General features: G+C 69.6%; 27 protein-coding genes. 18 read left to right on the top strand and 9 right to left on the bottom strand.

Going from position 1 to position 25183, the window contains the following annotated elements; translation table 11 throughout:
- Nucleotides 1-133: 133 nt before the first annotated feature.
- A complete protein-coding gene (locus tag ACSDR0_RS36770; protein WP_435293563.1) occupies nucleotides 134-535 on the bottom strand; it encodes a lipocalin-like domain-containing protein in 402 nt (133 codons plus the stop codon).
- Between the two features lie 210 nt (nucleotides 536-745).
- On the opposite strand from ACSDR0_RS36770, the gene ACSDR0_RS36765 reads away from it, so the two are divergent.
- The 4 genes from ACSDR0_RS36765 (at nucleotide 746) to ACSDR0_RS36750 (ending at nucleotide 4717) form a co-directional block, all read left to right on the top strand.
- The gene (locus ACSDR0_RS36765; RefSeq protein WP_435293562.1) at nucleotides 746-1576 is read left to right on the top strand and encodes a DMT family transporter; all 831 of its coding nucleotides are present in this window, start codon (nucleotides 746-748) and stop codon (nucleotides 1574-1576) included.
- A gap of 17 nt (nucleotides 1577-1593) precedes the next feature.
- Nucleotides 1594-2808: a glycosyltransferase gene (locus ACSDR0_RS36760; protein WP_435293578.1), complete on the top strand. Its 1215-nt coding sequence runs from the start codon at nucleotides 1594-1596 to the stop codon at nucleotides 2806-2808.
- Nucleotides 2809-2942: 134 nt separating this feature from the next.
- Nucleotides 2943-3662 carry a DUF998 domain-containing protein gene (locus tag ACSDR0_RS36755; protein WP_435293561.1) on the top strand — a complete coding sequence of 240 codons (720 nt, stop codon included), beginning with the start codon at nucleotides 2943-2945 and terminating at the stop codon, nucleotides 3660-3662.
- Between the two features lie 122 nt (nucleotides 3663-3784).
- Complete coding sequence (locus tag ACSDR0_RS36750) at nucleotides 3785-4717, top strand: acyl-ACP desaturase (RefSeq protein WP_435293560.1); 933 nt, start codon at nucleotides 3785-3787, stop codon at nucleotides 4715-4717.
- A 130-nt stretch (nucleotides 4718-4847) separates the two neighbouring features.
- Here the strand turns inward: ACSDR0_RS36750 and ACSDR0_RS36745 are convergent, their stop codons facing one another.
- The 4 genes from ACSDR0_RS36745 to ACSDR0_RS36730 all read right to left on the bottom strand — a co-directional run bounded on the left by ACSDR0_RS36745 (nucleotide 4848) and on the right by ACSDR0_RS36730 (nucleotide 8444).
- On the bottom strand, nucleotides 4848-5144 hold the full coding sequence (locus ACSDR0_RS36745; RefSeq protein WP_435293559.1) for a hypothetical protein: 297 nt from the start codon (nucleotides 5142-5144) through the stop codon (nucleotides 4848-4850).
- Between the two features lie 40 nt (nucleotides 5145-5184).
- Nucleotides 5185-5415 (bottom strand): hypothetical protein, encoded by a 231-nt coding sequence (locus ACSDR0_RS36740; protein WP_435293558.1) that lies wholly within the window; start codon nucleotides 5413-5415, stop codon nucleotides 5185-5187.
- Between the two features lie 265 nt (nucleotides 5416-5680).
- Nucleotides 5681-6898, bottom strand: a complete 1218-nt coding sequence (locus ACSDR0_RS36735) for an MFS transporter (RefSeq protein ID WP_435293557.1) — start codon at nucleotides 6896-6898, stop codon at nucleotides 5681-5683.
- A 265-nt stretch (nucleotides 6899-7163) separates the two neighbouring features.
- Nucleotides 7164-8444, bottom strand: a complete 1281-nt coding sequence (locus tag ACSDR0_RS36730) for an MFS transporter (RefSeq protein WP_435293556.1) — start codon at nucleotides 8442-8444, stop codon at nucleotides 7164-7166.
- Between the two features lie 144 nt (nucleotides 8445-8588).
- Here ACSDR0_RS36730 and ACSDR0_RS36725 point away from each other — a divergent pair, with 144 nt between their 5' ends.
- Entirely contained in the window at nucleotides 8589-9764 is a 1176-nt protein-coding gene (locus tag ACSDR0_RS36725; RefSeq protein WP_435293555.1) for a LacI family DNA-binding transcriptional regulator, read from the top strand.
- A gap of 47 nt (nucleotides 9765-9811) precedes the next feature.
- Here the strand turns inward: ACSDR0_RS36725 and ACSDR0_RS36720 are convergent, their stop codons facing one another.
- On the bottom strand, nucleotides 9812-10579 hold the full coding sequence (locus ACSDR0_RS36720) for a group II truncated hemoglobin (protein WP_435293554.1): 768 nt from the start codon (nucleotides 10577-10579) through the stop codon (nucleotides 9812-9814).
- Between the two features lie 208 nt (nucleotides 10580-10787).
- Here ACSDR0_RS36720 and ACSDR0_RS36715 point away from each other — a divergent pair, with 208 nt between their 5' ends.
- Both ACSDR0_RS36715 and ACSDR0_RS36710 read left to right on the top strand, forming a co-directional pair.
- Nucleotides 10788-11399, top strand: coding sequence for a TetR/AcrR family transcriptional regulator (locus tag ACSDR0_RS36715; RefSeq protein ID WP_435293553.1), 612 nt, complete (start codon nucleotides 10788-10790; stop codon nucleotides 11397-11399).
- Nucleotides 11392-12000, top strand: coding sequence for a GNAT family N-acetyltransferase (locus ACSDR0_RS36710; RefSeq protein WP_435293552.1), 609 nt, complete (start codon nucleotides 11392-11394; stop codon nucleotides 11998-12000). The genes ACSDR0_RS36715 and ACSDR0_RS36710 overlap by 8 nt, the downstream gene beginning before the upstream one ends.
- Before the next feature lie 89 nt (nucleotides 12001-12089).
- On the opposite strand, the gene ACSDR0_RS36705 is transcribed toward ACSDR0_RS36710, so the two are convergent.
- Entirely contained in the window at nucleotides 12090-12635 is a 546-nt protein-coding gene (locus tag ACSDR0_RS36705) for a class I SAM-dependent methyltransferase (protein WP_435293551.1), read from the bottom strand.
- 62 nt (nucleotides 12636-12697) lie between these two features.
- Between ACSDR0_RS36705 and ACSDR0_RS36700 the strand changes: the two genes are divergently transcribed.
- The 6 genes from ACSDR0_RS36700 (at nucleotide 12698) to ACSDR0_RS36675 (ending at nucleotide 19754) form a co-directional block, all read left to right on the top strand.
- Nucleotides 12698-12850: a hypothetical protein gene (locus ACSDR0_RS36700; protein WP_435293550.1), complete on the top strand. Its 153-nt coding sequence runs from the start codon at nucleotides 12698-12700 to the stop codon at nucleotides 12848-12850.
- 171 nt (nucleotides 12851-13021) lie between these two features.
- Nucleotides 13022-13162 carry a hypothetical protein gene (locus ACSDR0_RS36695; protein WP_435293549.1) on the top strand — a complete coding sequence of 47 codons (141 nt, stop codon included), beginning with the start codon at nucleotides 13022-13024 and terminating at the stop codon, nucleotides 13160-13162.
- Nucleotides 13163-13409: 247 nt separating this feature from the next.
- Nucleotides 13410-14579: a type I-G CRISPR-associated RAMP protein Csb1/Cas7g gene (gene cas7g, locus ACSDR0_RS36690; RefSeq protein WP_435293548.1), complete on the top strand. Its 1170-nt coding sequence runs from the start codon at nucleotides 13410-13412 to the stop codon at nucleotides 14577-14579.
- Nucleotides 14580-14584: 5 nt separating this feature from the next.
- Nucleotides 14585-15967: a type I-G CRISPR-associated protein Csb2 gene (gene csb2, locus ACSDR0_RS36685; protein ID WP_435293547.1), complete on the top strand. Its 1383-nt coding sequence runs from the start codon at nucleotides 14585-14587 to the stop codon at nucleotides 15965-15967.
- Nucleotides 15964-18822 carry a type I-G CRISPR-associated helicase/endonuclease Cas3g gene (gene cas3g / locus ACSDR0_RS36680; protein WP_435293546.1) on the top strand — a complete coding sequence of 953 codons (2859 nt, stop codon included), beginning with the start codon at nucleotides 15964-15966 and terminating at the stop codon, nucleotides 18820-18822. The genes csb2 and cas3g overlap by 4 nt, the downstream gene beginning before the upstream one ends.
- Nucleotides 18819-19754: a type I-G CRISPR-associated protein, Cas3-extension family gene (locus ACSDR0_RS36675; protein ID WP_435293545.1), complete on the top strand. Its 936-nt coding sequence runs from the start codon at nucleotides 18819-18821 to the stop codon at nucleotides 19752-19754. Before cas3g ends, ACSDR0_RS36675 begins: the two co-directional genes overlap by 4 nt.
- 409 nt (nucleotides 19755-20163) lie before the next feature.
- On the opposite strand, the gene ACSDR0_RS36670 is transcribed toward ACSDR0_RS36675, so the two are convergent.
- Together ACSDR0_RS36670 and ACSDR0_RS36665 are read right to left on the bottom strand one after the other, a co-directional pair.
- Nucleotides 20164-20388: a DUF397 domain-containing protein gene (locus ACSDR0_RS36670; protein ID WP_435293577.1), complete on the bottom strand. Its 225-nt coding sequence runs from the start codon at nucleotides 20386-20388 to the stop codon at nucleotides 20164-20166.
- A 17-nt stretch (nucleotides 20389-20405) separates the two neighbouring features.
- Nucleotides 20406-21263: a helix-turn-helix domain-containing protein gene (locus tag ACSDR0_RS36665; protein ID WP_435293544.1), complete on the bottom strand. Its 858-nt coding sequence runs from the start codon at nucleotides 21261-21263 to the stop codon at nucleotides 20406-20408.
- 192 nt (nucleotides 21264-21455) lie between these two features.
- On the opposite strand from ACSDR0_RS36665, the gene ACSDR0_RS36660 reads away from it, so the two are divergent.
- From ACSDR0_RS36660 to ACSDR0_RS36640, 5 genes are all read left to right on the top strand, one after another.
- A complete protein-coding gene (locus ACSDR0_RS36660) occupies nucleotides 21456-21719 on the top strand; it encodes a hypothetical protein (protein WP_435293543.1) in 264 nt (87 codons plus the stop codon).
- Complete coding sequence (locus ACSDR0_RS36655; RefSeq protein ID WP_435293542.1) at nucleotides 21716-22123, top strand: ATP-binding protein; 408 nt, start codon at nucleotides 21716-21718, stop codon at nucleotides 22121-22123. Before ACSDR0_RS36660 ends, ACSDR0_RS36655 begins: the two co-directional genes overlap by 4 nt.
- Nucleotides 22124-22127: 4 nt before the next feature.
- The gene (locus ACSDR0_RS36650; protein WP_435293541.1) at nucleotides 22128-22412 is read left to right on the top strand and encodes a hypothetical protein; all 285 of its coding nucleotides are present in this window, start codon (nucleotides 22128-22130) and stop codon (nucleotides 22410-22412) included.
- A 142-nt stretch (nucleotides 22413-22554) separates the two neighbouring features.
- A complete protein-coding gene (locus ACSDR0_RS36645) occupies nucleotides 22555-23304 on the top strand; it encodes a class I SAM-dependent methyltransferase (protein WP_435293540.1) in 750 nt (249 codons plus the stop codon).
- On the top strand, nucleotides 23301-25163 hold the full coding sequence (locus ACSDR0_RS36640) for a hypothetical protein (RefSeq protein ID WP_435293539.1): 1863 nt from the start codon (nucleotides 23301-23303) through the stop codon (nucleotides 25161-25163). The genes ACSDR0_RS36645 and ACSDR0_RS36640 overlap by 4 nt, the downstream gene beginning before the upstream one ends.
- Nucleotides 25164-25183: the final 20 nt, after the last annotated feature.

Here is a 25183-nt window from a genome sequence, read left to right as displayed (position 1 = left end):
CGTGCGGACCCGTGACACGGAGGCGCCCGGCCACGGAGGCGCCCGGCCACGGAGGCGTCGTCCAGGCGCCCCGGCCCTCCCCGGCGCGCCGGGCCTCGACCGCCCGCGCGAGCCCGTACCGAACGCCCGGTGTTCACGACCGCCGCCAGATCAGGGTGTGCCACCGGTCGTCCTCGGCCGCCGCCAGGACCAGCCGGTCATCGTCGACGTTCAGCTCACGGACCTGGACGGTGCCGGCGAAGGCGGGGTTGAGCGCCACCTCGACGTCGTGGGCGACGTGGCCGTCGCGGACCTCGTAGCGGCCCGCGTAGGCGAAGAACGACGTGAACGCCTCGGCCAGCGCCCCCGGGGGCGCCTGCCGGGGACTGACGCCGGGCAGCGGGGCGCGCCCGGCCCGCGCGATGGTCGCGCTCATGTGGCCGTCGGGGGTGTAGCAGAGCAGACCCACCGCGTCCGTGCCGAAGGGATGCGAGACCTTTCCCCCGGCACCGACGATCCGCCACTCGACCAGGCGCCAGGCGCCCACGAGATTCATGCCCGCGAAACTACGATAAGAAAAGCCAGCAGGTCAACAGCCCCGACGCGAATCTCGGGGAATTCCCTGCGAAGTCAGGGTGAACCCCTATGGCTCCGGCACCTTCCGCCGGGGGACGCTTCGACTGTTCACCGCAAGCCCTTCAACGGACGCCTCCACGAGGTGATCCGGTCATCTCGCCATGTCTTCATCTGCTTGGGAGGAGTGCGCATGATTGTGCTGGCGGCCGGCCTGGCGTTGCTGGGTTCCCTGTTCTTCGCACTCGGTGCCGCGCTGCAGCAGTTCGAGGCGGCGGGCACGCCCGGCGCCGGCCTCGGGCATCTGGTCAGGCGTCCCCGATGGCTGCTCGGCGGCCTGGCCATCGCGGGCGGCACGGCCCTGCACATCGTCGCGCTGAAGTACGGCCCGCTCACCCTGGTGCAGCCGATGGGCGTGGCCAGCCTCCTGTTCGCCCTGCCCTGCGCCGCCGCCCTGCAACACCGCAGGCCGCGGGCCGGTGAGCTGGCCTCGGCGGCGGTGATCGCCATCGGGCTGATCGGCCTGGTGATGGTGGTGCCCGAGCACAGCGGGAAACCGCACCTCAGCACCGGGGAGGCGGTGACCCTGCTCGCGGGGGCGGCCACCGCCGCCCTGGTGCTGTGGGTCCTCGCCAGGCAGGTCTCCCCCGCCGCGCGGGCCTGCCTGCTCGCCATGGGGGCGGGCGTGCTGTACGGCGCGACCGCCACGCTCACCCGGGTCCTGGTCGACGGCAACTGGGAGCTCTGGTTCCTGCTCGCCGTCCCGATGCCCGCCCTGATCGCGCTGGCGCTGCTCCAGCGCGCCTACGCCGTCGGCCACTTCGGCGTGGCGTTCGCCGCCCTGCAGGTGGCCGACCCCCTCACCGCCGTCGCCTTCGGTGCCCTCCTGCTCGGCGAACCCCTGCCGACGGGCGCGGCGAGCACGCTCACCGCGCTGGCCGCGGCCGCGCTCACGGCCGCCGGAACCGTCGCGCTGGCCCGTACCACTCCGATGTCCCCCTCGCACGACGTGATAGCACGATGAACGGAGCCTCGATGGCCATGTCAGTCACCACCCTGCACACCCCCGTGCAGGGACCCGCCCTCCTTCCCTCCCGGCCCCGCCGGGTGCTGATCGGGGCCGACACCTACCCGCCGGACGTGAACGGCGCCGCCTACTTCGCCCACCGGCTGGCCCAGGGGCTGGCCGAGCGGGGGAACGAGGTCCACGTGGTGTGCGCCTCGGACGAGGGACCGGCCAGGACCGAGCACATGGACGGGGTGACCGTGCACAGGCTGCGCTCGGCGCCGGTGCTGGTCCACCCGACCATGCGGGTCACGGTGCCGACCCGGCTGGACCGGCTGATCGACAGGATCGCCCCCGATGTGGTCCACGTGCAGGCGCACTTCGTCGTCGGCCGCGCGGCGATCTCCGCCTCCCGGCGCGCCGGCATCCCCGTCGTGGCGACCAACCACTTCATGCCCGACAACCTCTTCCAGTTCGCGCACATCCCCGGACGGCTCCGCGAGAAGGCGGGCGCGCTGGCCTGGAAGGACTTCAACCGCGTCTTCTCCAGGGCCGACCGCGTCACCACGCCCACCGAGATCGCCGCCGGCCTGCTCACGGGCAAGGGTTTCGGCCCCCCGGTGGAGCCCATCTCCTGCGGCATCGACCTGGCGAGGTTCCAGCCGCGCGCCGAGCCGAAGGCCTGGGCCCGCAAGGCCTTCGACCTGCCCGACCGGGACACGATCGTGTTCGTCGGCCGGCTGGACGAGGAGAAGCGACTGGACCAGGTCATCCGCGCCCTGCCGCACGTGCTCAACCACGCCGACGCGCAGATCGCGCTGGCGGGCACCGGCGGCCAGCGGGCCGCGCTCGCCAAGCTGGCCGACCGGATCGGGGTCGGGGACCGGGTGTCCTTCCTCGGGTTCGTCCCCGACGAGACGCTGCCCCAGGTGTACGCCGCCGGTGACGTCTTCGTCATGCCGGGCGTCGCGGAGCTGCAGAGCATCGCCACGCTGGAGGCCATGGCCAGCGGCCTGCCGGTCGTCGCCGCGGACGCGATGGCCCTGCCCCACCTGGTACGGCCCGGCGAGAACGGCCACCTGTTCCGGCCCGGCGACGTCCAGGAGCTGGCCCGGCACCTGGGCGCCCTGCTCGCCTCGCCCGAAACGCGCGCCACGATGGGCGCCGCGAGCCGCGCCATCGCGCTGACCCACGACCACCAGACCTCCCTGAGCAGGTTCGAGAGGATCTACCAGGAAGTGGCGCGGTGACGTCTGGGGCGGCTCGCCGGGGGGCGGAGACGAACTCCGAGACGATCCACCGGCAGGCAGGGCGATGAACTCCGAGGCGATCCACCGAAAGGCGGGGCGATGAACTCCGAGGCGACCCAGCGGAAGGCGCGCCGATGAACGAGGGCCCGCCGTCTCGCTGGCCGGGCGTGGCCGGACCGCTGTTCGCCCTGGCCGCGATGGGCTACGCGCACCTGGTCGCGGCGGACACGGTGAGCCCGCTGGACGGCCTGATCAGCGACTACGCGCTGCTCGACGACAGCGCCTGGGCGATGGTGTGCGGCACGATCGCGCTGGCCATGGGCTGCCTCTGGGTCGCGTACCTGCTGGCCCGGGTGGAGCCGGTGCGCGGCGCCGCGCCGCGGGCGCTGTTCGTGGCCGCGGCGCTGGGACTCCTTCTCACCGCCGCGTTCCCCACCGACGCGGCGCCCGGCGTCGTCTCGATCGCCGGGGAGATCCACCGCTGGTCGGCGGCCGTGGTCTTCACCGCGCTGCCCTGCGCGGGGTGGATGCTCGGCCGCCGGTCGGGAAACGGCCCCCTGGCCGGGGTCTCGGTCCTGTCGGCGCTGCTCCTCGCCTGGTTCCTGGCCGCCCACCCGGGCTCGCTCACCTCGGACCTGATCGACGGCGCCGACCACTACGGCCTGGTGGAACGGCTGCTGGTGCTCTCCGAGATGGCGCTGATCCTCCTGGCCGCCCTCTGGTCGGACCATCGCGACGGCGTGGCCGGTCACCCCGCCCATCGGTCGGCCCTGCAGCATCAGGGCATAACGGTCCCCGCGCAGCCCGGCCCGGACGACACCCGGCACCCTCGCCAGCCGATCGGTCTCGGCTGATGACGAAGGGGCTTCCTGGAATCGCCCACGGGCCAGTAAATGAGACATGCGGCACGTACCTATTACGGCCTTACCTACGCTAACGTAGGTTACGGTTGCGTAGTCTTCGAGGGAGAAACCTGATGCGAGAGTTCAGTGAGACCGAGCTGCTGCTCGAACTTGAGCCTGTCGTCGCGGGGGAGCTGGACCGGCACCACAAGGTGGCCAAGGAGTGGTTCCCGCATGAGTATGTCCCCTGGTCGGAGGGGCGAAACTACGACGGCCTCTACGGCGGGGACGCCTGGGTCGAGACCGACACCAAGATTCCCGAGGAAGCCCGCATCTCCCTCATCGTCAACCTGCTGACCGAGGACAACCTCCCCAGCTACCACCACGAGATCGCCACGACCCTGGGTCGCGACGCGGCGTGGGGCACCTGGGTGCACCGCTGGACCGCCGAGGAGGGCCGCCACGGCACCGCCATCCGCGACTACCTGACGGTCACCCGCGCGGTCGACCCGGTCGCGCTGGAGCGGGCCCGGATGGTGCACATGGGCGAGGGCTTCACCAACTCCTACGAGGGCGTGCTCGCCTCGGTGGCGTACGTCTCCTTCCAGGAGCTGGCCACCCGCATCTCGCACCGCAACACCGGCAGGGCCTCCGAGGACCCCAACTGCGAGCGGCTGCTCGCCCGGATCGCCGCCGACGAGAACCTGCACATGCTCTTCTACCGCAACCTGCTCAACGCGGCCTTCCAGCTCGCCCCCGACCAGACCATGCGCGCCGTGACCGACGTCGTCACCACCTTCCAGATGCCGGGAACCGGCATCGAGGGCTTCACCCGCAAGGCCATGACGATCGCCAACGCCGGGATCTACGACCTGCGCCTGCACATCGACGACGTCCTGCAGCCGGTCCTGCGCCAGTGGGACGTGTTCAACATGAAGAACCTCGGCGCCGAGGGTGAGAAGGCCCGCGAGGAGCTCTCCGACTTCCTCGGCCGGCTGGAGACCACCGCCTCCCGCTTCGTCGAGCGCCGCGAGGCCCGCCGCGCCCGCCAGGCCGCCGGGGCCTGATTCCTTTTCCGGCCGCCGCGTCCCTCTCCGCGGTACCGCATCCCTGTCCGGGCTACCGCGGCATCCGCTTCGCGGTGGCCCGGCGTCAACCGCCGTCGCCCGGTCATCCGGCACGCTCTCTGCCGCGACCTCAGCCGCGCGCGCGGATCAGCATGACCAGCCCGGCGACGAACGACCCGAGCAGGACCGGCGACAGGACCGCGAGGCCGCCCCACACGAAGAGGCCGAGATAGCCGAGCGCGGACGAACCGTACGCCGGGTCGGCGTCAGCGGCCGCGAACAGCCCCAGGCCGAGGACGACACCGGCCACCGTGAGCGCGATCGGCGTCCACAGGAGGGCGCGGGCCCACACGCGGTACGTCCGGCTGCGGACACGCCGGGCCGACGGCACGTTCGGCTGCCGGGGATACCCGACGGATTCGCTCATGCCGCATTTGTACCAGCCCGCGTGGGTCCCGCACCGCGATTCAGCGGCCCTGGCGGCCTTCACGTTCCCGGTGGGCCCTGGCTTCCCGACGGCGCAGGTTGACCCGGCCCTGCCATTCGTAGATCGCGTCGTACCCCGCCATGCCGAGCGCGATCAGGCCCAGGAGGCCGGTGATCACCGTGACCGGGATCAGGTTCAGCGCCCTGCACAGCACGGCCACGACCAGGAGCCCGACGCCGACACCGAGGCTCCACCTCCCAAGGCCGCTCATGTCGCCACCAGCTCTCCGGGCAGCGCACGCGACCCGTTCGTCCCGACTTCCTGGAGTGTGTATGTCACCGGTGTCCGTTCGTCGTCGTGCCCGTTGCCCCGCAACACGCGGAGTACGCGGAGTACGGAGCATAGAAGATCCCCATACTGGGCGTGTACGGCCGTTCTGACAACACCGCCAGATTCGTCGGACATGACCTGGCTGTACCGTCCCGGCAGGTCGGCGACACGGCTGACGGGTGGTTGACCTCCGGGCTCGGTGTCTCTCAGACCGTGGCGACCAGTTCGCGAGCCGGGGAGCCGCCGGCCCCCGGCCGCAGGCTGCGCAGGAGGAGCAGTACGAGCAGGGCGGCCATGCCGGTCGTGACCGGGGGGACGAGGAAGGCGAACGCCGCGCCGAAGCGGTCCACGAGCTGGCCCGCGACGGACGCGCCGGCGGCGATGCCCACACCGACGGAGCCGTTGAGCCAGGTGAAGGCCTCGGTCCTGACCTCGGCCGGGATGAGGCCCTCGATCAGGGTGTAGCCGGTGATGACGGCCGGGGCGATGACGAACCCGGCCACGGCGGCTCCGGCGTACAACAGCGGCACGGATCCGGCGAGCGTCAGGACGACGGTGGCCGCGGAGAGCAGTCCGAGGGCGGCGGCCAGCCTGACCGGGGCGCCGACCCGCCAGCGGACCATGCCGTAGAGGATGCCCCCGACGAAGCTGGCGCCGGAGAAGGTCGCGTACACCGGTCCGGCGGCGGTGGCCTGGCCGAGGGCCGCGGTGTAGGAGGTGACGCCGACCTGGAGGCTGCCGAAGACGCTGCCGAGGGCGACGAAGGCCGCCGCGAGCACGGCCACGCCGCGCAGCCGCAGCACCCCGTGCTGGGAACGGACCCGGACCGGCATCGGTTCGGGGGCGCCCCTGCGGACCCCGGCGAACGCGAGCGTCCCCACCACGACCATGACGAGCGCCACCGACAGCGCCCACACCGGCGAGAAGCCGGTCGAGATGGCCACGAGCAGCACCGGGGCGAGGGTGAAGGTCAGCTCGTCGGTGATGGATTCGAGGGCGAAGGCCGTGTCCAGCCTGCCCGACCCGCCGAGCACGTGCGCCCAGCGGGCGCGGACCATCGAGCCGACCTGCGGCATCGTGGCCCCGGCCAGCGCCGAGACGACCACCAGCCAGACCGCGGAGGCGTGCGCCGAGGCGAGCACCAGCAGGGCGCCCAGCGCGGAGGCGTGCACGATGACCTGCGGGACCAGTACCCTCGCCTGTCCGTACCTGTCGGCCAGCCGCCCGGTCCGCGGGCCCACCAGCGCGGGTGCCACCGCCGCGGCGGCGGCGGCCACACCGGCCGCGCCGTACGAGCCGGTGGACCAGTGCACGAGCAGCAGCACGCCGAGCTGGAGCATCGCGTTCGGGAGGCGCGCGACGAAGGCGGGAAGAAGGAAGCGCCACGCCCCGGGCGAACCGAGCACGGCGAAGTATGAGGTCAACGGATCTCCGTCCATCATCCAGACGGAGACTCCGCCCGGTTCGGGAGCCCGCCGGGGAGGCGGGCTTCGACCGGGGTTGATACCGCTTTCGCGGCCGCCGTGCGGTCATCGTGTGCGTCCATCCTGAACGCACCGACGAGCCACCTTATGCCATCTTTCTCACATGCGAGGGCCGGGGGGTGTGCGAGGACCCGGAACGGCGGTCGGCGGCCTCCTCACCCGAGGAGATCGGATCGTGGTCTTCGGCGGATCGAAAGCCGGCGAGTCATCGTGGGGTGTGAGCGGTGACGTCCTTCACGCGGTCGAGGTCGCCCCGAGGCGAGTCCCACGGGGATCCGGCGCCGACGGCCGAGCGCAGCAACGGCCACGCCAGGACCGCGAGGGCGGCGGCCAGGGCTGCCACGGCCACCATCGCCCCCGGCAGGCCGATCGTGTCGGCCCAGCGCCCCACGTAGACCGGACCGGCGAGAAATCCCAGGTAGGCCACGGTGGTCACCACGGACGTCGCCCTCCCCCTCGTCTCCTCGCCCACGTGTGCCGCGACGACGCCCATCAGCATGGGGAAGAGCACCGCGGTGCCCGCGGCGGCCAGGGCCAGTCCCAGCAGGACCACCGGGACGGCCGTCGCGACGGAAACCAGCGCGGTCCCGGCCGCGGCCGTCATGGCGCCGGAGACGAGCACGGTTGTGGCGTGCCGGGAACCGACCGCGCCGGCTGCGAAGCGGGTGAGGGCCACGACGGCGGCGAAGACCGCCGGACCGGCCGCGGCGAGCGCGGGCCCCGCGTCGGCCACGTCGGCCAGGTAGACCGCACCCCAGCTCTGGTGGGCGTTCTCCACCGCGAAGGCCAGCGCGCCCAGGCCGCCGACCACGAACAACGGGAAGAGGCCCACGGCGTACCCTCGCCGCTCGCCGTCCCGGGCGGCCCCCGCCGCGACCGGGATGATTCCCTCGGTGACCGGAGCAGTCCCTTTGAGGACCGAAGCGACCGGAGCGGCCCCTTCGACGACCGGGACAGTCACCTCGATGACCGAGGCGTTCCCCGCCTCGTCCGAGACGGCCCCCTTGACGAGCGGGGCCGCCCGCCGATCGGCCACGACGCTGAGTGCCGCGCCGACCGCGGCCCCCGCGACCAGCAGGAACGGTACGACGACCGGCACCCCCAGGCCGCCGAGCAGCAGCCCGGTGGAGAGGCTGCCGACCACCACCATGGCGGAGAAGGTGCCGTGCGCGCGGGTGATGACCGGCCTGCCGGACGCCCGCTCCGCCGAGGCCGCCGCCGCGTTGATCGCGACGTCGGCCGCCCCCGAGGAGGCTCCGAGCAGCGCCAGCCCCGCCGACAGGCTCCAGAAGTCGCGCCCGGCCACGGCCACCAGCGTCCCCACCGCGCCGAGCGTCACCAGCAGGAACGCGGCCACCCGCAGCCCCCAGCGGTCGACCGCCCTGCCGGTGACGAGCATCGCGGGCAGCGCCCCCGCCCCGACGAACAGCAGCGCCGTGCCCAGCTGCCCGTCGCTGAGCTCCGCCTGGGCGCGGATCGCGGGCACCGAGGCACCCCACACCCCCCAGAAAGTGCCGAATGCGGCAAAGCCCATATAAGCCGTACGCGCCCGGACCCCGCTCTTTCCTCCTGACATGCGTGTAACGATACACATATCTGCTGTGTATCGATACACAGCTATCCTCGGCCCATGAGCGGACGGGCGAGGCGACGCCGGGTGACCATGGCCGAGGTCGCCCGCGCGGCAGGGGTCTCGGTGATGACCGTCTCGTACGCCTACGGCCGGCCGGGCCGGGTCTCCGACGAGGCGCGGGCCAGGGTCCGCGAGGCCGCCGAGCGCCTCGGCTACCCGGGCCCGCATCCCGGCGCGCGCTCGCTGCGCAGCGGCCGGACCGGCAATCTGGGCGTCGTCCTCGGCGAGCACCTCACCTACGCTTTCGACGACCCGCAGGCGACCCGCTTCCTGTCCGGCGTCGCCCAGGTCTGCGCCGACCACGGCATGGCACTCACGCTGGTCCCCGTCACCGGAAGCCCCTCCGACGTCGACCGGGTCACCGAGGCCGCCGTCGACGCCTTCGTGGTCTGGACGACCGCCGACGACGACCCCGTCATCGACGCCATCTCCGCCACCGGCCTGCCCGCCGTGATCCACGGAGGGCCGCGCCGCGACGGCCTCTCCTTCGTCGCCGCCGACGACCGCGCCGCGGCGACGGCCGTGGGCCGCGAGGTCTTCGCGGGGGCGCGGCGGCCCGGGGTGCTGAGTTTTCCGCTCGACCGCGCGAGGATTTCCAGCATCGCCTTCGGTGCCTCCGGCGGGCCACCAGGAACCACCGGCACCGGTTCCGGCGATGCCTCCTCCGGAACCGCCGGAGTTTCCCCGCCCACCTCCGGAGCCACCTCGGACGACGCGTCCCCGGGCATCGACCCCGACGCCTCGACCTTCCGGGTGACCCGCCAGCGCCTGCGCGGCTACCGCGACGCCTGGGCCGAGACCGGCGGCGACTGGTCACAGGTCCGCGTGGCCGTCTGCTCCGTCAACAGCGCCCGCGAGGCCGAAACACTCGCGGCCGAGCTGCTCACCGGCCCGTACGCCTGCGACGCGATCGCCGCCATGGGCGACGAGCTGGCCCTCGGCGTCCTGCGGGCCGCCACCCGTCTGGGCCTGGCCGCCCCCGGCGACTTCACCCTCAGCGGCTGGGACGACTCCGACGCCGCCGCCCCGGCCGGGCTCACCACCGTCGCCCAGTCCCTCCGCGACCAGGGCGCCCGCTGCGCCCGTACCGCCCTCGACCACCTCACCCCGGCCGACCGGGAAACCGACGTCGCCTGGCAGTTGATCAGCCGTTCCTCCACTCAGCGACCTTGAAGGTCACTCCAGGCCGCCACCGCGCCGCCCGGGAAGGAAAGCCTGGGTCACGGCTGGTACGGCGGGGCGACTCCCCATCCCCAGCGCGGGACCGGTGCCTGCGGGGGCGGGGTGGCGCCCGGCCGGGAGTTCTCCACCGCGAGGCGGGTGCCCCACTCGATGTATCCGGCGAACGCCGCCCGGAACTCGGGATCGGCGGGGAGTCCCACCTCATCGGCAGTGTCCATCAGCAGGCTCACCCACCTGCGACGCTGCCGCTCGGTGAGGTGCTTGCCGAGATGCTGGGAGAGCATGTGCGGGTAACCGCCGCGCTCGCGGGTGTAGCGGTCGGGGCCGCCGAAGACCTCCGCCAGCCACAGCGCGACGTACTGCGGATGGTCCGGGTCCATGTGCGCGAACAGCGGGCCGATCACCTCGTCCTGGCGCACGTGGCCGTAGAACGTCTCGGTCAGCCGCTCGAACGCCGCCGCGCCGCCCGCCCAGTCGAACAGCGTCGGCTCGGTTTTCTCGAGCACCGGCTCGGTCTTCTGGAGCACCGGCTCGTAGTGCCGCATCTCCTCGATGTCCGCGACGTACGGCTTTATCTCGGCGAAGAACTCCGTGAAGTGCTCGCTGCCGCGGAAGCCCTCCAGGTGACCCTTCGCCGAGGTCCAGACGATGCGCAGGATGTAGATGCCCGGCTCGTCGGCACACCTCGACAGCTCGTAGTCCAGGCACTGGGGCGCTCTGCCCAACGGCACCGCCGCCCGGCGGTAAGCGGCCTCGAACTCCTCGGCCTGGGGGACGCGGTAACGGATGTACTCAACGATCATCATCTCCACCTTAGAGAGATCAAGTAAGCATGTAATCACCCTATAAGGCCGACGATCGCGACCGGAAGGGCCGATCCCGCTCCCCCACCGGCCGCGAGGAAACGCGGTCGTCACGATGTCCACCCGGCCGACGCGGAACGGCGGGCGGATGCCGTAGAGTGAACATTGGTTCATTCAAAATTGCCGATCACCGGATGCCGAGGAAACCCCGATGCCGCGCACGGTCGAACAGAACGAGGTGTTGCGGGCGACGACGCGGGAGGCCGTGCGGACGGCGGCGATCCGCGTCTTCGCCAGGGAGGGGTTCGCCACCGCGAGCATCCGCCACATAGCGGCGGAGGCGGGGCTGAGCATCGGATCGATCTATCGCCACTACGCGACGAAACACGAGTTGTTCGACGAGTTCCTCGACCAGGCCGTCACCGGTCTCGGCGCGGCGGCGACGCGGCTCGGGGGGGAGGGCCGGCCGCTCGACCTGGTCCGCGAGTTCACGACCGCCTATCTGTCGGACCTGGCCGGCGACGACGGCGCCGCCGAGTTCTTCGAGGTCGTCAACCAGGGGTTCAACACCGATACCCCGCCCGGGACGACGGCTCGGCTCCTGGCCTCGCATCGGTCACTCTGGCAGGCCTTCGCCGCGGTCGTGCGACGCGGCCAGGAGGCGGGCCAGTTCGCCCACGGCGACCCCGAGAGCATGACGGTGTGCTACTTCGCGACGCTCGCAGGCCTCACCACGATGCGCCTCGCGCCGCACGACGATCTGACCATGCCCGGCGCCGACCTGGTGCTTCGCGTACTCACGGCGGGAAACGACGATGACTGACATCAAACGCGGCGACGAACTGGGCGAGTCGTACCGGCGCGGGATCACGGACGTGCTCGTCCGCGGATTCGCCGAGGACTTCGCCTTCTTCTCCGGTGTCCCCCAGGTCCTGGCGGACGCCTTCGAGCACATGGTCCTGCTCGATCGCTTCTACGTCGCCCTCGTGGACGGCGAACCGGCGGCCATCGCCTCCGTCACCGAGGGCGCGCAGGAGTGCTTCGCCCCACGGTGGGACGAGATCCGGCGGCACCTCGGTCCCGTCCACGGGACGATGAGCTACGTCATCGTCCGAAGCCAGTTCCTCGGCGCCTACGACGGCGCGCGGGAGGGGCTCGCGGAGATCGGATTCGTCACCACCGCGCCCCGGTTCCAGGGACGCGGCGTCGCGACCGCGCTCATGCGCCACGTGCTGGCGCTCCCGGAGTACGAGGAGTACGTCCTCCGCGACATCAAGGACACGAACGCTCCCGCTCTCGGCCTGTACGCCAAGCTCGGCTTCGGCGAGTTCCGGCGGCGTCCGATCCGGTTCGCGAAGCGGGCGGGCTTCTCCGCCTACATCTCCATGAACCTCGTGCAGGCCGACCGTCTCGCGGGACGATGACGTGAACGCCGGTCGTGCGCTGACGGCGGAGGCGATGCGCGGGTTCGTGCGCGGTCCGGGCGGAGGTCGAGGACGGACAGGCGTCGGTGTCACGTCGCCGAGCCCCTGTCCGGGCGCCTCAGCACCCCTTGGCCGCGACGCACACCAGGTGTGCCGGCGTCGAGGGAGGATTCGCCAGCACGGTGGCGGCCAGACCGTGCGCGGCGACGACGGGGGCACTTCTCGGCGATCTCCCTGGCGCGACCGGCTCCGGGCGGCTCGTAGAACAGGTAGAGGCCGCCTCCCGGCGCCGGCCAGCGCTTGAGGAGCTCCATCTCCTTCGCCGGGGAGCGCGACCAGAAGAGGTTGACGTTGACGGCGAAGATCTTGTCGAAGGAGTCGTCCTCGAAGGCACCGTCCTCCAGGGCCGCGACGCTGAGGACCGCCTTCCCCGCGGCCACGTTCCTCGCGTTCCGCCGTCTCGCCGCGTCGATCGCCTTCTCCGAGCGGTCGACGGCCGTGATCGTGCCGTCCACCAGCCGGTCGCAGACCAGGTCGACCGCGACGCCACGGCCGCACCCGATCTCCAGCACGCGATCGGCGGGATCCACGGCCAACGTCTTCACCGCCCAGGCCAGGCGTTCCGGCACCGCCATGATCGGAAAAATATCAGGCGTCCGGCGCTTCGGGGGTGTCATCCGCTCCCCCACTTCCTCGGATGACGACTCCGTCGCTTGCCAAGCTCACCACGATCGCCCGGTCCCTGCGCGACCAGGGCGCCCGCACCGCCTTCGGCCATCTCGCCCCCGCCGGCCGGGACATCGACACCGCCTGGCATCTGATCAGCCATGCCTCTACCCGACGACCTTGAAAAAGCGGACTTTTCCACCCGACCAGACCGGAGAATACGGCTTCTCTGTGGAAATGGTACGGAGGCAACGTGTAGGCAAGCCACTTTTCCTATTTTCGAACCTTCTCGTCTCTTGCCCGATACTCTCACAACTCGGAAATATCCCAACGATTCCGAGGACGGAGCGTCGCTATGGGCGAACACAGTGCCCTTAGGAAGCAGAACAAGATCAAAATTCTCGTGCCGCTGACGATCGTCACGATGGCGATCTCGGCGGCGATCTGGCTGCGCCGCCGCCCCAACCAGCCGATACAGGTCTCGGTCCACGTCTAGAGAACCACCTTCTTCGTCCGTCAAACCGACACCAATTCACATATGGGCGATATTCCCGCGATATCCGAATTCTGTCGATCTCGCGGTCTCATTGTGGCTCTGTGGCGATTGTCCGCGGTGACGCACAGGACGCTTCCGCGGTCTTCTGACTGCCGGTATCGCGGGCGGGTCCGATTCTGTCGGTCCCGCCTGCCACTCTCTCCCGAAGCAATTTCTCGCGGTCAGACAACACAGAGAGGTGTTCGCGGTGAGCACGAGCCTTTCGGCGCGTCTTCTGGACGCGCTCGGCGATGACAGGAAGCACACGGCGCTGGTGGTGCGGGCCGGATACCAACCGGTCGGCGGTGAGGGCAACGTCGTGATGCCCCCCACCTTCCCCGTCGACAAGAACGAGAAGGACCTCACGAAGAAGTACGTCGTCGCCGATCGCCTGGTCGACGGCGAGCGGGTCGGGACGGTGACGATCGACCAGGAGCAGTCCCAGTCCAACCGGCTGGAGGAGGCCCTGCGCGACGCCCGCGACGGAGGTCGTCTCACCCTGCCGATCTTCGAGCTTCGGACGAAGACGTCCCGGGGTGAGATCCGGCTGACCTCGCTCGACTTCCCCCACCGCTACGCCGACGCCTACCTGCGCGACAGCACGATCGGAGGGGTCCGCTTCGACCAGAGCGGGATCGGCGAGCGGCTGCGTGCCGTCAGCGTGACCGACGTCCGGCCGCTGTTCGAGCGAGAGCCCCTGTCCCTCGTGCTCGGCGCGTGGGACTCCCATCGCAAGGGTCGCTGGCCCAAGTTCGCCCGCCTCTACACCGCGACCATGTACGGCGTGGCCCCCTGCTTCACCGCGCGACGCGGCGGGCGCCTCGACCCGCAGAACCTCACCGGCTCGGTCGACGACAAGGCCAAGGCGGAGAACCACTGGAAGTTCGTCGCCGACGGCGAGAAGAAGAAGGGCGGCAAGCTCAGCGAGATCGGGCACGGCAACATCGCCCCCAACCCGGTGCCGGGCGGAGCGACCGTCAGGGAGATCCGCCGGATCGCGAGCATCTCCTTCGCGGGCCTTGAGCGCCTGCGTTTCGGCGACGCCTCGGCCGAAGCCTGCGTGGCCGCCCGCGCCACGCTCGCCGCCCTCACCCTCGTCGGCGACCGGCTCGCGTTCGGGCGCCCGTCGGTCTGGCTGCGTTCGGGCTGTGACCTGGCCAAGGCGTCCGAGACGGTCGGCCTGGAGCTTCCCGGCGGCAGCGTCGACGAGCTTGAGGTGTCGGTACGAGAGGCGCTGGACGCCTACCACGAGCTGCGCGACGAGGCGGCCCGGCTGGGCGTGCCGATGGCCGACGACACGATCGAGGTCACCCCGATCCCCTCGCTCCAGCAGGCGATCGAGTTCGCCTTCGCCCAGTCCGCCGCCGACGAGGAGTAGCAGCCGTGGCGCTCACTCTCACAGTGCGGCTGCGTCATGGCCGCTACGACGCCGGTGACATGCGGCCCAGCCGGGCCGAATGGCCCCCTCACCCGGCCCGGCTGTTCTGCGCCCTCGCCGCCTCGGCGGTGCAGGCGGATGACTGGGACGCCCTGCGCTGGCTGGAACGCGCCGGGGCTCCGGTGGTGCGCGCGGCCATGGACGACGCGCGGCCGGGCCGGACCGACTCCTACGTGGTGACGAACCAGACCGAGCAGAAGAGCGGCAGCCAGAGCTGGCCGGGCCGCACGAACGGGGCGCGCAGCCGCGCGTTCGTCACCCCGGCCTGCGACCGGTTCGCCGTGGTGTGGCCGGGCGCCGACCCCGACCCCTGCGTGCTGGCCAAGCTCGGCGCCCTGGCCCGGCGGGTGCCGTACGTCGGCCGCTCGACCAGCCAGGCCGAGGTGACCGTGACCGGCTCCCTGCCCGACGACGAACCGTCCTGGTCGGAGCTGGCCCCGGTCGCGCTCGGCACCCCCGGCGCGATCGAGCTGCGCGTGCCCTACGTCGGCTACACCGACGCGCTCCGAGACGCCTACGACCGTGGCGGGAGAGCGTGGGAGGCCGCGCGGGCGCTGCCGTACTCGCCGGTCGTGGTGGCGGAAGAACCCGTCCCGACGCACCTCTCCCCCTGGGACGACCTGATCGTCTGGGGATTCGAGCGGCCCAGTGCCCGCGTCAGTGGCGACCAGGTCGCCCGGCTCACGCTCGCCCTGCGCAAGGCAGTCATGTCCAGGGTCACCGAGCCGATCCCCGCCCAGGTGAGCGGGCACGGGGCCGACGACAGGGCCCACGTCGCCTTCCTCGCGCTTCCCGACGTCGAGCAGGAGCACTCCGACGGCCACCTCCTGGGAGTGGCGTTGGCACTCCCTCGCCACATGCCCGCCGAAGACTGGAACCGGCTGGCCAAGGCCGTCATGGCCGACCCGCTGACCAGGCTCACCCCCTGGCCGGGCGAGCCCGTATGGCTCAGCCAGGGGCAGAACCTGCGCACCCTGCGTCGCGGCCGGTGGTCCGGCCGGGCGGAGGGGACCCGCACCTGGGTCACGGCCACCCCGATGATGACCGACAGCTTCGCCCGTCCCGGCCGCTCGTACGAGCAGATGGTCACCAAGTCGCTGCGCCGGGCCGGTTTCCCCGATGTCATTGACGTAGAGGTCTCGACGGCGCCGCTGACGCGCGGGGCGATCTGGCGTCCTCGCCCGGGATCCCTCCCTGCCAACCGGCCGAAGAAGCCCATCGTGCACGCCCGGGTCGTCTTCGACCGGCCGGTGGTGGGGCCGGTGATCGCGGGCTCCCTGCGCTACCTCGGCCTCGGCCTCTTCATTCCCGAGGGGGTCTCCGGATGAGTGCCCTCGCCGTCACCGACTTTCCCGCCTTCTACAAGGAGGTTCACGGGTACGAGCCCTTCCCCTGGCAGACCGCGTTGCTCGGCCGGGTGGTCCAGGAGGGCTGGCCAGAGCTGATCGACGTTCCCACGGGCCTGGGGAAGACGTCCGTGATCGATGTCGCCCTCTTCGCAGCGGCCCTCGGCAGGGTTCAGGCTCGCGTTGGGGTCCCCAGGCGCGTCTTCTTCGTCGTCGACCGCCGGCTCATCGTCGACGAGGCATACCGGCACGCCGAGACCATCGCCGAAGCCCTCCGCACCTCCGAACGAGGGAGCCTCGCGGCCAAGGTCGCCACCGCCCTCCGGATGGAGGGAGACACCGCTGGGACACCGGTGGAGGTCACCCGGATGCGCGGCGGGGTCAACTGGTCGTGGCGGTGGGTCGAGCGACCTGACCGGCACGCGATCATCGTCGGGACCGTCGACCAGGTGGGCAGCCGGTTCCTCTTCCGCGGCTACGGCGTCGGGGAACACCTGCGTCCGATCGACGCGGCGCTGGTGGGCACCGACAGCCTGATCGTGGTGGACGAGGCCCACCTCTCGGAGGCGTTCCTGGCCAGCGTGCGCGGGGCCACGACCTGCGACGAGACACCGGCCCTGATCCGTCCGACCGTGGTCAGCATGTCCGCCAGCCCCGAGGCCGACATCACCAACGTGCACGGCATCACCGAGGCGGACGAGAACCATCAGGAGGCGTCCAAGCGGTTGAAGGCGTCCAAACGGCTCCACCTCGTGGAGGTGCCGACCACCAAGGCCAACACGGCGAAGGTGATGCCCGACGCCCTGGCCCACTGGGCGCGAGAGCTTCACCGCGAACACCCGGTCGTCGGTGTCGTCGTCAACACCGTGGCGCGGGCGCGGGCCGTGTTCGAGCTCCTGCGCACTGACCGCGAGAGCCGCTGCGTGCTGCTGACAGGCAAAATCCGTCCGCTGGACCGCGACTACCTGCTGGCCGACCACTACGAACGCATCAGGGCGGGCCGCGACCGCGCGACCGCCGAGCCGATGTACGTCGTGGCGACCCAGACGATCGAGGTCGGCGCGAACATCGACCTGGACGCGCTCGTGACCGAGTCGTCCTCGCTGCCCGCGCTCATCCAGCGCTTCGGCCGCCTGAACCGCCTCGGCGACCAGAAGACCACCGCCTCGGCGGTCGTGCTGCACGGCTCGGCGGACTCCGACGGCGTGTACGACACGGCCCGTCCGGCGACCTGGGCCTGGCTGTGCGAACAGGGAGGCCCACTTCTCACTCACTCGCAGAAGGCGCGGCTCCCCGCCGAACCGGCGGGCATGGACGTCTTCCCCTCGGCACTGCGCGCACTGGTGCGAGCCATGCCCCCCGGCCAGTGGGCGACGCTGCGCGAGCCCCGTTCCTACGTCCCCTTCCTGGGCCGGACCCACCTGGACGTCTGGGCCCGCACCTCACCGATCCCCCTCAACGACATCCCCGTGGCCCCCTACCTGCACGGAATCGAACGGGAGACAGCCCAGGTGACGGTGGTTTGGCGCGACCTCCCCGACGACAAGGAGCTGTGGCCCGACCTTGTCGGCCTGGTGCCACCGACTTCGGTCGAGAGCATCGAGCTGCCACTCCCCGCCGTGAAACGCTGGCTCAGCGGCGAGCCCGGCGGAGACGACATCAGCGACCTGGATGCCGAGCACCTCCCCGACGTCACCGTCCCACCCGGCGGCAGGTCCGTGCTGCGCTACCGCCCACGCGGCAGCGCCGAAGTGGTCGACTCCGCAAAGATCCGCGCGTCCGATCTCGTCGTCGTCCCCACCTCCTACGGCGGTTGCGACGAGTACGGCTGGCACCCCGACAGCCGCGAGCCCGCGATCGACATTGCCGACCTCGCGCAGTTCGGTGTCCGGGGAGGAATGACGATCCGCGTCGGCCCAAGCCTGGTCCGCGCGATGAAGACCTACGCTCCTGACATCGCCCCCGAGGTCGCGGCCTGGGTCGAACGCCTGCGAACCGACCACCAGGACGCCCCCGCATCAAACCCCACGCTGTCGCTCCGATCTACACTGAACAAACCTCAACCGGGTCAGGACGAGCTGCCTCACCTGGTGATGCTCAGACGGCTCACCGGCCGTCCTCAGGGTCGGCTGATCCACCACATCGACACCTGCACCCTCCTCCTGTCGTTCGGGACCACCGCTTTCCGCGAGGATGCCACCGCCGCAGGGTCCTCCATCTCTGCCGCGAAGCTCTCCCTGGCCGTCCACCAGCAAGAGGTGGCGGAGAAGGCCGAGGAGTTCGCCCGCAACCTGGGCATGGAGCCGGAGGTTATCCGGGCCGTCGGGCTCGCCGCGCTCTGGCATGACGAGGGCAAACGCGATCCGCGCTTCCAGGTCATGCTCCACGGCGGCGACCGCTGGGCGGCAGCAGCCAGTGACGAACCGCTCGCGAAGTCGGGCATGAACCCCGGCGACCGCGCCGCCTTTCGCCAGGCCCGCCGAAGGGCGTCCTATCCGGGCTCAATGCGCCACGAGGTGCTCTCCGTCCAGATCGCGACCGCCCTGCTGGCCGACGTACGCGACGTCGACCACGACCTGGTCCTGCACCTCGTCGCCAGCCACCACGGACGGAGCCGCCCGCTGTTTCCCTTGGTCATCGACCCCGCACCAACCACCAAAATCGAGCGAGACGGCCAGCCCATCGAGGTCGACACCTCCCGGTCGGTCGACTGGACGTCTCCGGGCCGTTTCGAACGCCTCAATCAGCGATATGGCCGCTGGGGGCTGGCCCGGATGGAAGCCGTGGTCCGGCTGGCCGACATCTGGTGCTCGGCCCTCAGCGAGGAGCGGACATGACGACCTTCAGCACGGAGCTCCCCGCCCTCGACGGACGAGACCCGCTCGGCTTCCTCGCCGCCCTGGGCCTCCTGCGCGTCTGCGCCGACATCTGCCGCGTACCGACGGCGCTCTCCTTCTCCGACACCACCGCCTGCGCGATCCTGCACAGCCCGTACGAGACGGCCGAGGAGATAGCGAACACCCTGCGCGGTGTCGTCGCGTCGATCCCCGACTCGGCAGTCCTCCCCGACGGCGGAGCCGGTTTCCCACCGCCGTCGGGTTCAGGAAAGGACCCGCTGCGCCGATCCCGCGAGGACTTCCACCAGCTGATGGCAAGCCATCCCGAGGCGGTGGAAACCTGGTTGCCGTCCTTGGTCACCGACCTTGCCTTGGACAAGCAGGGACGCTGTGCCATCACACCGTTCACTGCCCCCAGCGGACAGCAGAAGCTACGCACGTTCTTCGAGAAACCCCTGGAGGCGGTACGGAACGGACCGGAGCGACTGCTGGAAGCCCTCGTCGGCTGGCGACGCATCGAGGGATTCACCGGCGAATACCTCGACCACCGGGTGCTGCGCAGCAACAGCGACGACCCCGAGGGCCGCCCCGGCCGAGAAAGTGGCGTCCCCGGAGCTACCTGGCTGGCCACCATGGCCCTGCCCCTCCTCCGCATCACAGGCGACGGCCACCGCCTCCGCGCCACCCTCTGGCACCGAACAGGCTCCACTTCCGTCATGCTGTGGCCCCTCTGGCGCCCCGCCCTCGATCTCCCCTCCGTGAGGTGTCTCCTCGACCATCCCGCCCTCGCCCCTCGTGACCGCGTCCCTACGATCGACTCCACCCTGTGGCCGGCCCTCGGCGTCTTCAACGTCTACGGCGCAGAACGCCAACGCATCCCCGGCCGCACCTTCGACGGTGTTTTGGCGCCGCTTTCCGTGACGGTCACCTGATTTCTGGCACGTACGCAAGACTCGCTATTTGAAAACCACAAAGCGCCTAATCCCCGTCCCGACGGGAACCTCGTCTTGCTCCCCCGTCTCGGCGGCGGTTAGGAATCCTAAGCATGCCCACTTTTTCCGGGGGGTTCCGAAGTTCAAACGAAGACTTGAAACACCAAATCGGATACCTCGTCGATTTATCCTAGTTACTCTTGGTCATAAAGCCAGATCGCGAACCGTTTCACCCCGGTCTCCGGACCGCTCTCATTGCGGCGTCAGGTTGGGATCGGCATATCCCCCTTCTGGTCTTCGTTTCACCCCGGTCTCCGGACCGGTCTTATTGCGGCAAGGCGTCTGAAGCGATTCCAGAGTGGGTCCAGATTTATTTTATCCTAGTCTCCGGACCGGTCTCATTGCGGGATCAGATGACTGAATCATCGAATTTTCCACTCTTAATGCCACCGATGAAGGCATGCCACTCAGTAGACGTAAAGATCAGAGCTGGACCACTTCGGTTCTTGCTGTCGCGGACACCGACGCGGCCTGCGGTCAGCGAGGCGACCTCGACACAACTTCCACCGTTGCCACCGCTGCGAGTGCTTTTACGCCAAACGGCTCTGGATAGTTCTTCGCAGGACACCTGCATCCTTTCCTCCCGCAACATTAGAGATCTTCTTTGGCGAGCTTCGCGATCATGGTGGTCGATGCCCTTGGGTCGAGGGCCGAAGCGCGTAGGTGATCGTATGTCAGCGTATATGCCCTGAGTTCTTCGGGCTTCTCCAAATAGAGGCTGCCGGTCACGTACTCCAGATAGGCCACCTCGCCAGTTCCTTCGGAGAAGGAGAGGATGGCAAAAGATCCCAGCATCGCCGCGTGTGCGCCGATCTCGTACGGTAGGACCTGGAGGGTCACGTTGGGCTGGGCTGAGATGTCTGCGAGATGTCGCAGTTGCTTCTGCATGACGTGAGCACCGCCGACACGGCGGCGTAGAGCCGCCTCGTTGACGATCGCCCAGAGGTTCATAGGCTGCTCAGAGCGGGTGATGACGTCTTGTCGTGCCATGCGGAGACCGACGTGTCGTTCTATCTCGTTGGGCGCATCGGTCATCCTTGCCGCCTGGTAAACGGCGCGAGCGTAGTCCTCGGTTTGTAGCAGGCCGTGAACGAGTTCGGGTTCGTAGTTGCGGAGCGATGATGCCTCTGCCTCAAGGCCCACGTAGACCTGGAACCACTGGGGGATGACGTCGCTGTAGGCATGCCACCATCCTCGCTCCCTGGCCTGCCTGGCCAGTTGGAGGAGCGCTTCGTATTTTGTGCCCTCGCGGAGTCCGTAGAGCTGAAGCATGGCGCGGACGTCGTTGACGGAGATCCGGAGTGTCCCGCTTTCGACCTTGGTCATTCTGGATGTCGACCAGTCAAGGTGATCGGCCACTTCCTCCTGTTTGAGACCGGCTGAGCTGCGGAGTTGCCGTAGTTCCTGCAGTAACCGCCGGTGGCGGACAGTGGGCGAGAAGTTGGCCACGGGATTCCCTCCTAGGCGATCCGGTCCATGACACATCGTAATGAATCTTTGACTGATAGTGCGAAAGTGCTTGCGGGCCCCGTTTTGCAGGTGCAGATTTAGCATGTGCTCTTCGAGCGTACGCAGATACGGAAGGTCATATCACCTGTTCCGTGAAGCGGCTTCAAGATCGACGAAGGGGTGAGCGAGCAGATGAGAGTGCGTGATCTTCGGGGGTGGGGCGGGCGGCTGATCGAGCTGGCCTGGGAGTTGAACGAGTTGGGGTTCGACTCCGTGGTGCGGTTTCCTCCCGATCAGCAGGCGAGCATGGAGATCTTCCTGTCGCCCGGACAGCGAAGGCCCACGACCGAACAGCGGGGCCGCGTCTCGGGGTGCGCCTGGGGCCGAAGGCACGAGCAAGGCACCCGGACCAGGGCGCGGAAGGTCTGCGAGCGGATCACGCGGGGGACGCGGTGAGGGCGCTGGGGCTGCTGGGCCGGGTCGAGGTGCCCGCGCAGGTCGCCGCCGTTCCCCGGGCCCGCCACTACGTCCACGACCTGCTGAAAGGGATCGACCACCCGCACACCGACGACGCACTGCTGCTCGTCACCGAACTCGTCACCAACGCGATCCGCCACTCCGACTCCGGCCGGTGCCCCGATGGCCGGGTCATCATCGCCGTCGCCAACCACCTTGGAACGCTCCATATCGATATCGTCGACGCCGGATCGACCGGGCAGCGGCCTCGCCTCTGCCCGGGCGTAGGGCCCGACAGCGGTGGAGGACGCGGGCTCTGGCTGGTGCAGGAACTGTCCTCCGCCTGGGGTTGGTACGAGACCCTGGCCGGGCGCGTGGTCTGGTTCCAGCTGAGCGGACAGTGACATTGTGATCAGCTGGGACTACTCGCCCCGCTGCATCAGCCCGCACGTCCTCCCCGCCCGCTCTCACTCCGAGACGCTGACCTGGCACCCTCTGCGCAGGGACAGGCAGGCTCGGGTCGCCAGGTGGACTTGCGACTGCGACACCCTGTTCTACGAGCTGCGCCAGGCGGGCGGGCTGAGGTTCATCCGCCGCACGCGACGGCATCATGCGATCGACAAGAGTGACCGCTGGCAGGCCCAGGAAGCGGACGCGATGTGGATCGCCCTGCTGCATGGCCTCGTACGGTAATCCACTACTGAATTCGCTCCCATCAAATCCACACCCCTCCAAAAGAGCATGACCAATCCCGCTTTCGGACCGGCCTTGACCCACCTCACCGTCCGTTGGACCCTTGACTTGCCCTGGTGTCTCGGCTTGGAGGGAATGTCTCGTGCGGAGCGATGTCACGCGGGCCCACTACGATCGCCTCGCTGACAAATATGACGAGAACTGGGCATACAGTCCGGAATTCATTCAATGGATGACCGGAAACATTCTCGACCGGCTCCGGATCACCCCGGATCACCGGGTGCTGGACGTCGGGGGCGGGACCGGCCTGTACGCGCGGGAGCTCGCAGAGCACGCCGAGGTGGTGGTCTGCGCCGATCCCTCCCCCGCGATGCTCGACCAGCTTCCCGCCCATGAGCGTCTGGTCCCGCTGCACGCCGGGGCCGAGGAGCTCGCGGAGCAGCGCGTACGACCTCCACACGACGGCTACGACGCGATCCTGCTCAAGGAGGTGATCCACCACGTCGCCGATCCGCCACGGGTCCTCAACGGGTTGGCCCGTCTCCTGCGGCCGGGTGGACGGATGCTCGTGGTCATGCTGCCGACGAGCATCGACTACCCGCTGTTCGACGCGGCGCTGAGGCTGTTTCGCGAGCGCCAGCCCGATCCCGTCGGCATCGCCGACGCGATGAGCGGCAGCGGACTCGACACCGAGCTCACCTACGACGAGTTCCCGCTCACTTTCAGTACCGAGCGTTATCTGCAAATGGTCCGAAACCGCTACATGTCACTGCTTTCCAGCTTCGATGATGCAGAGTTGGAAAAGGGCATCGAGGAAATCCGGGGCAGGCATCCGGGTGCCGAGTTACAGTGCCTCGACCGGTTCGCCTTCGTATTTGGGGTGAAAGCGTGAGCAGCGTGGAGCTCGACAGCCGTCTCTACCAGCTCCGCAACGAGTTGGACGATCACTCCCGCGTCGCCCGTCACCTCGGCCTGGACTTCGAGCGGCCGATCAAATCGCTCGGTGACGGCTATCCCGAGAACGCGATCGCGCTGGTCGGGAAGATCACCGAGCGGATCCTCAAGCAGCTCTGGCGGCACCACAACGTCCCCGGCGACCCGGGTGGGAAGGCTCTGAGCGAGCTGATCAAGGGAGCTCAGCCGCACATCCGCAGCAGCAGCGTGCTCGACTCGCTGCGCGACATCCAGCGCCTGCGCAACCGGTCCACCCACGACGGCTACGAGATCGCCGACGAGGACGGGCTGACGGCCGTACGCCGGTTGCTGGACGTGCTGGCCTGGTTCGGCAGCACCGGCAGCGGCATCCTGACCGGGGACGTGCCCAAGCTCTCCCCCGAGGTGGCGCTCAAGGCGGAGTTTCTCGCCGGGCTCTACCTGACCCTCGACTACAAGCCGGTCAAGCGCTTCGAGCTGTCGCGCAACACCGTCTACCAGCTCTTCTTTCGCGAACGGGGGCTGCGCAGCGAGTACGTCGAGCTGCTGCTCAGCAAGAACGTCGACGACGTGGCCGCGGTGCTGGAGACCACCGGCGGTGAGCTGTTGCAGACCCAGCTGCCCAAGCTCACCCGGTTCCTGATCCTGGAGGAGAACGGCGTCCACGTGGTCCCGAGTCCGCTCGGGGAGGACTATCGGATCGTCACCTACGACCGCTTCATGGACGCCTTCGTCGACCTGGACCAGCATCTGGCGGACGTCTTCGGCGCCTACCCGGAGCTGCTCGACCCGGCGGGCCTGACGATATCCGGTGACCTGCTCACCACGGACGAACGTACCGGCGAGCAGCGGATCTCCCGGGTCGGTGCCGCCGACCAGCTACTGGACGAGGTCTCCTCCTCCGGCGGGAACCTGCTCATCGTCGGCCGTTCGGGAAGCGGCAAGTCGACGCTGCTCAAGCAGCTGGTCGCCGGGTCGGCGACGGCGAGCCGGCGCCGTTACCGCTTCTACTTCGACATGAGCCTCAAGGGCCGCAACGAGGAGTTCCGGGAGTTCGTCACGCGCACGCTCGCGCCGTACATGGCCGTCGAGAGCTCGTACGTCTTCGATGTCTTCCACTACTTCGCGCGGTCGGGGTCGGTGGCGTGCGCGCTGGACGGCATCGACGAGGCGGTGCCCTCGATGACCCAGGAGGGGTTCCTGGAGCTGTTCACCGAGCTCGCCCAGGTGTTGTCAGCGGAGTCGGCGGTGGTCACGAGCTCGCGGGTTTCCTTCCTTGAGGACTCCCCGCAGGTACGACGGCTGCTGGACGGTACCGCGCTGGTGTCGGAGAAGCTCGTCCAGCAGTTCCACGCGCAGGGCGTCAACCCGCTGCGCGTGCCCCGCTTCTCGGCGCTGCGGCTCCAGGACGCCACGGACGCCGGGACGCCCCTCGAACGCCGCCTGGCACGCGAGCTGGAACTCGACGGCGGCGACGATCGCCCGCAGCTCGTCGATCTCGCCTGGCGGCACATGAGGCGGGTGGCGTCCTCCGCCGGTCTTACCGATGCCCTGCCGTCGATCGTCGCGTACTTCGGCTCGGCCTTCCTGCGTGGCCGTACGACGTTCACGTTCGTCGAGCTCGTCAACGAGCTGGGCATATCCCTCTTCGAGGGAGGGCGGCTGACCTATGACGCCTTCCGGTTAAAGGAGTTCTTCCGGCCCGTCGACTCGTCCGGGATCGCGTTCGCGCACTCGGCTTACCAGGAGCTGCTGGCGGCCGAACACCTGCGTACCCGTCCGGCCGGGAGTCGGCCGTCGAGGAGGGTCCGCGCCTGACCGAGCAGGTCCGGGAGTTC

It is taken from the genome of Streptosporangium sp. G11 (assembly GCF_051192615.1).
GTDB lineage: Bacteria > Actinomycetota > Actinomycetes > Streptosporangiales > Streptosporangiaceae > Streptosporangium.
The sequence above is the reverse complement of the archived record's forward strand: the minus strand, read 5'-3'. Positions and strand labels throughout refer to the sequence as shown.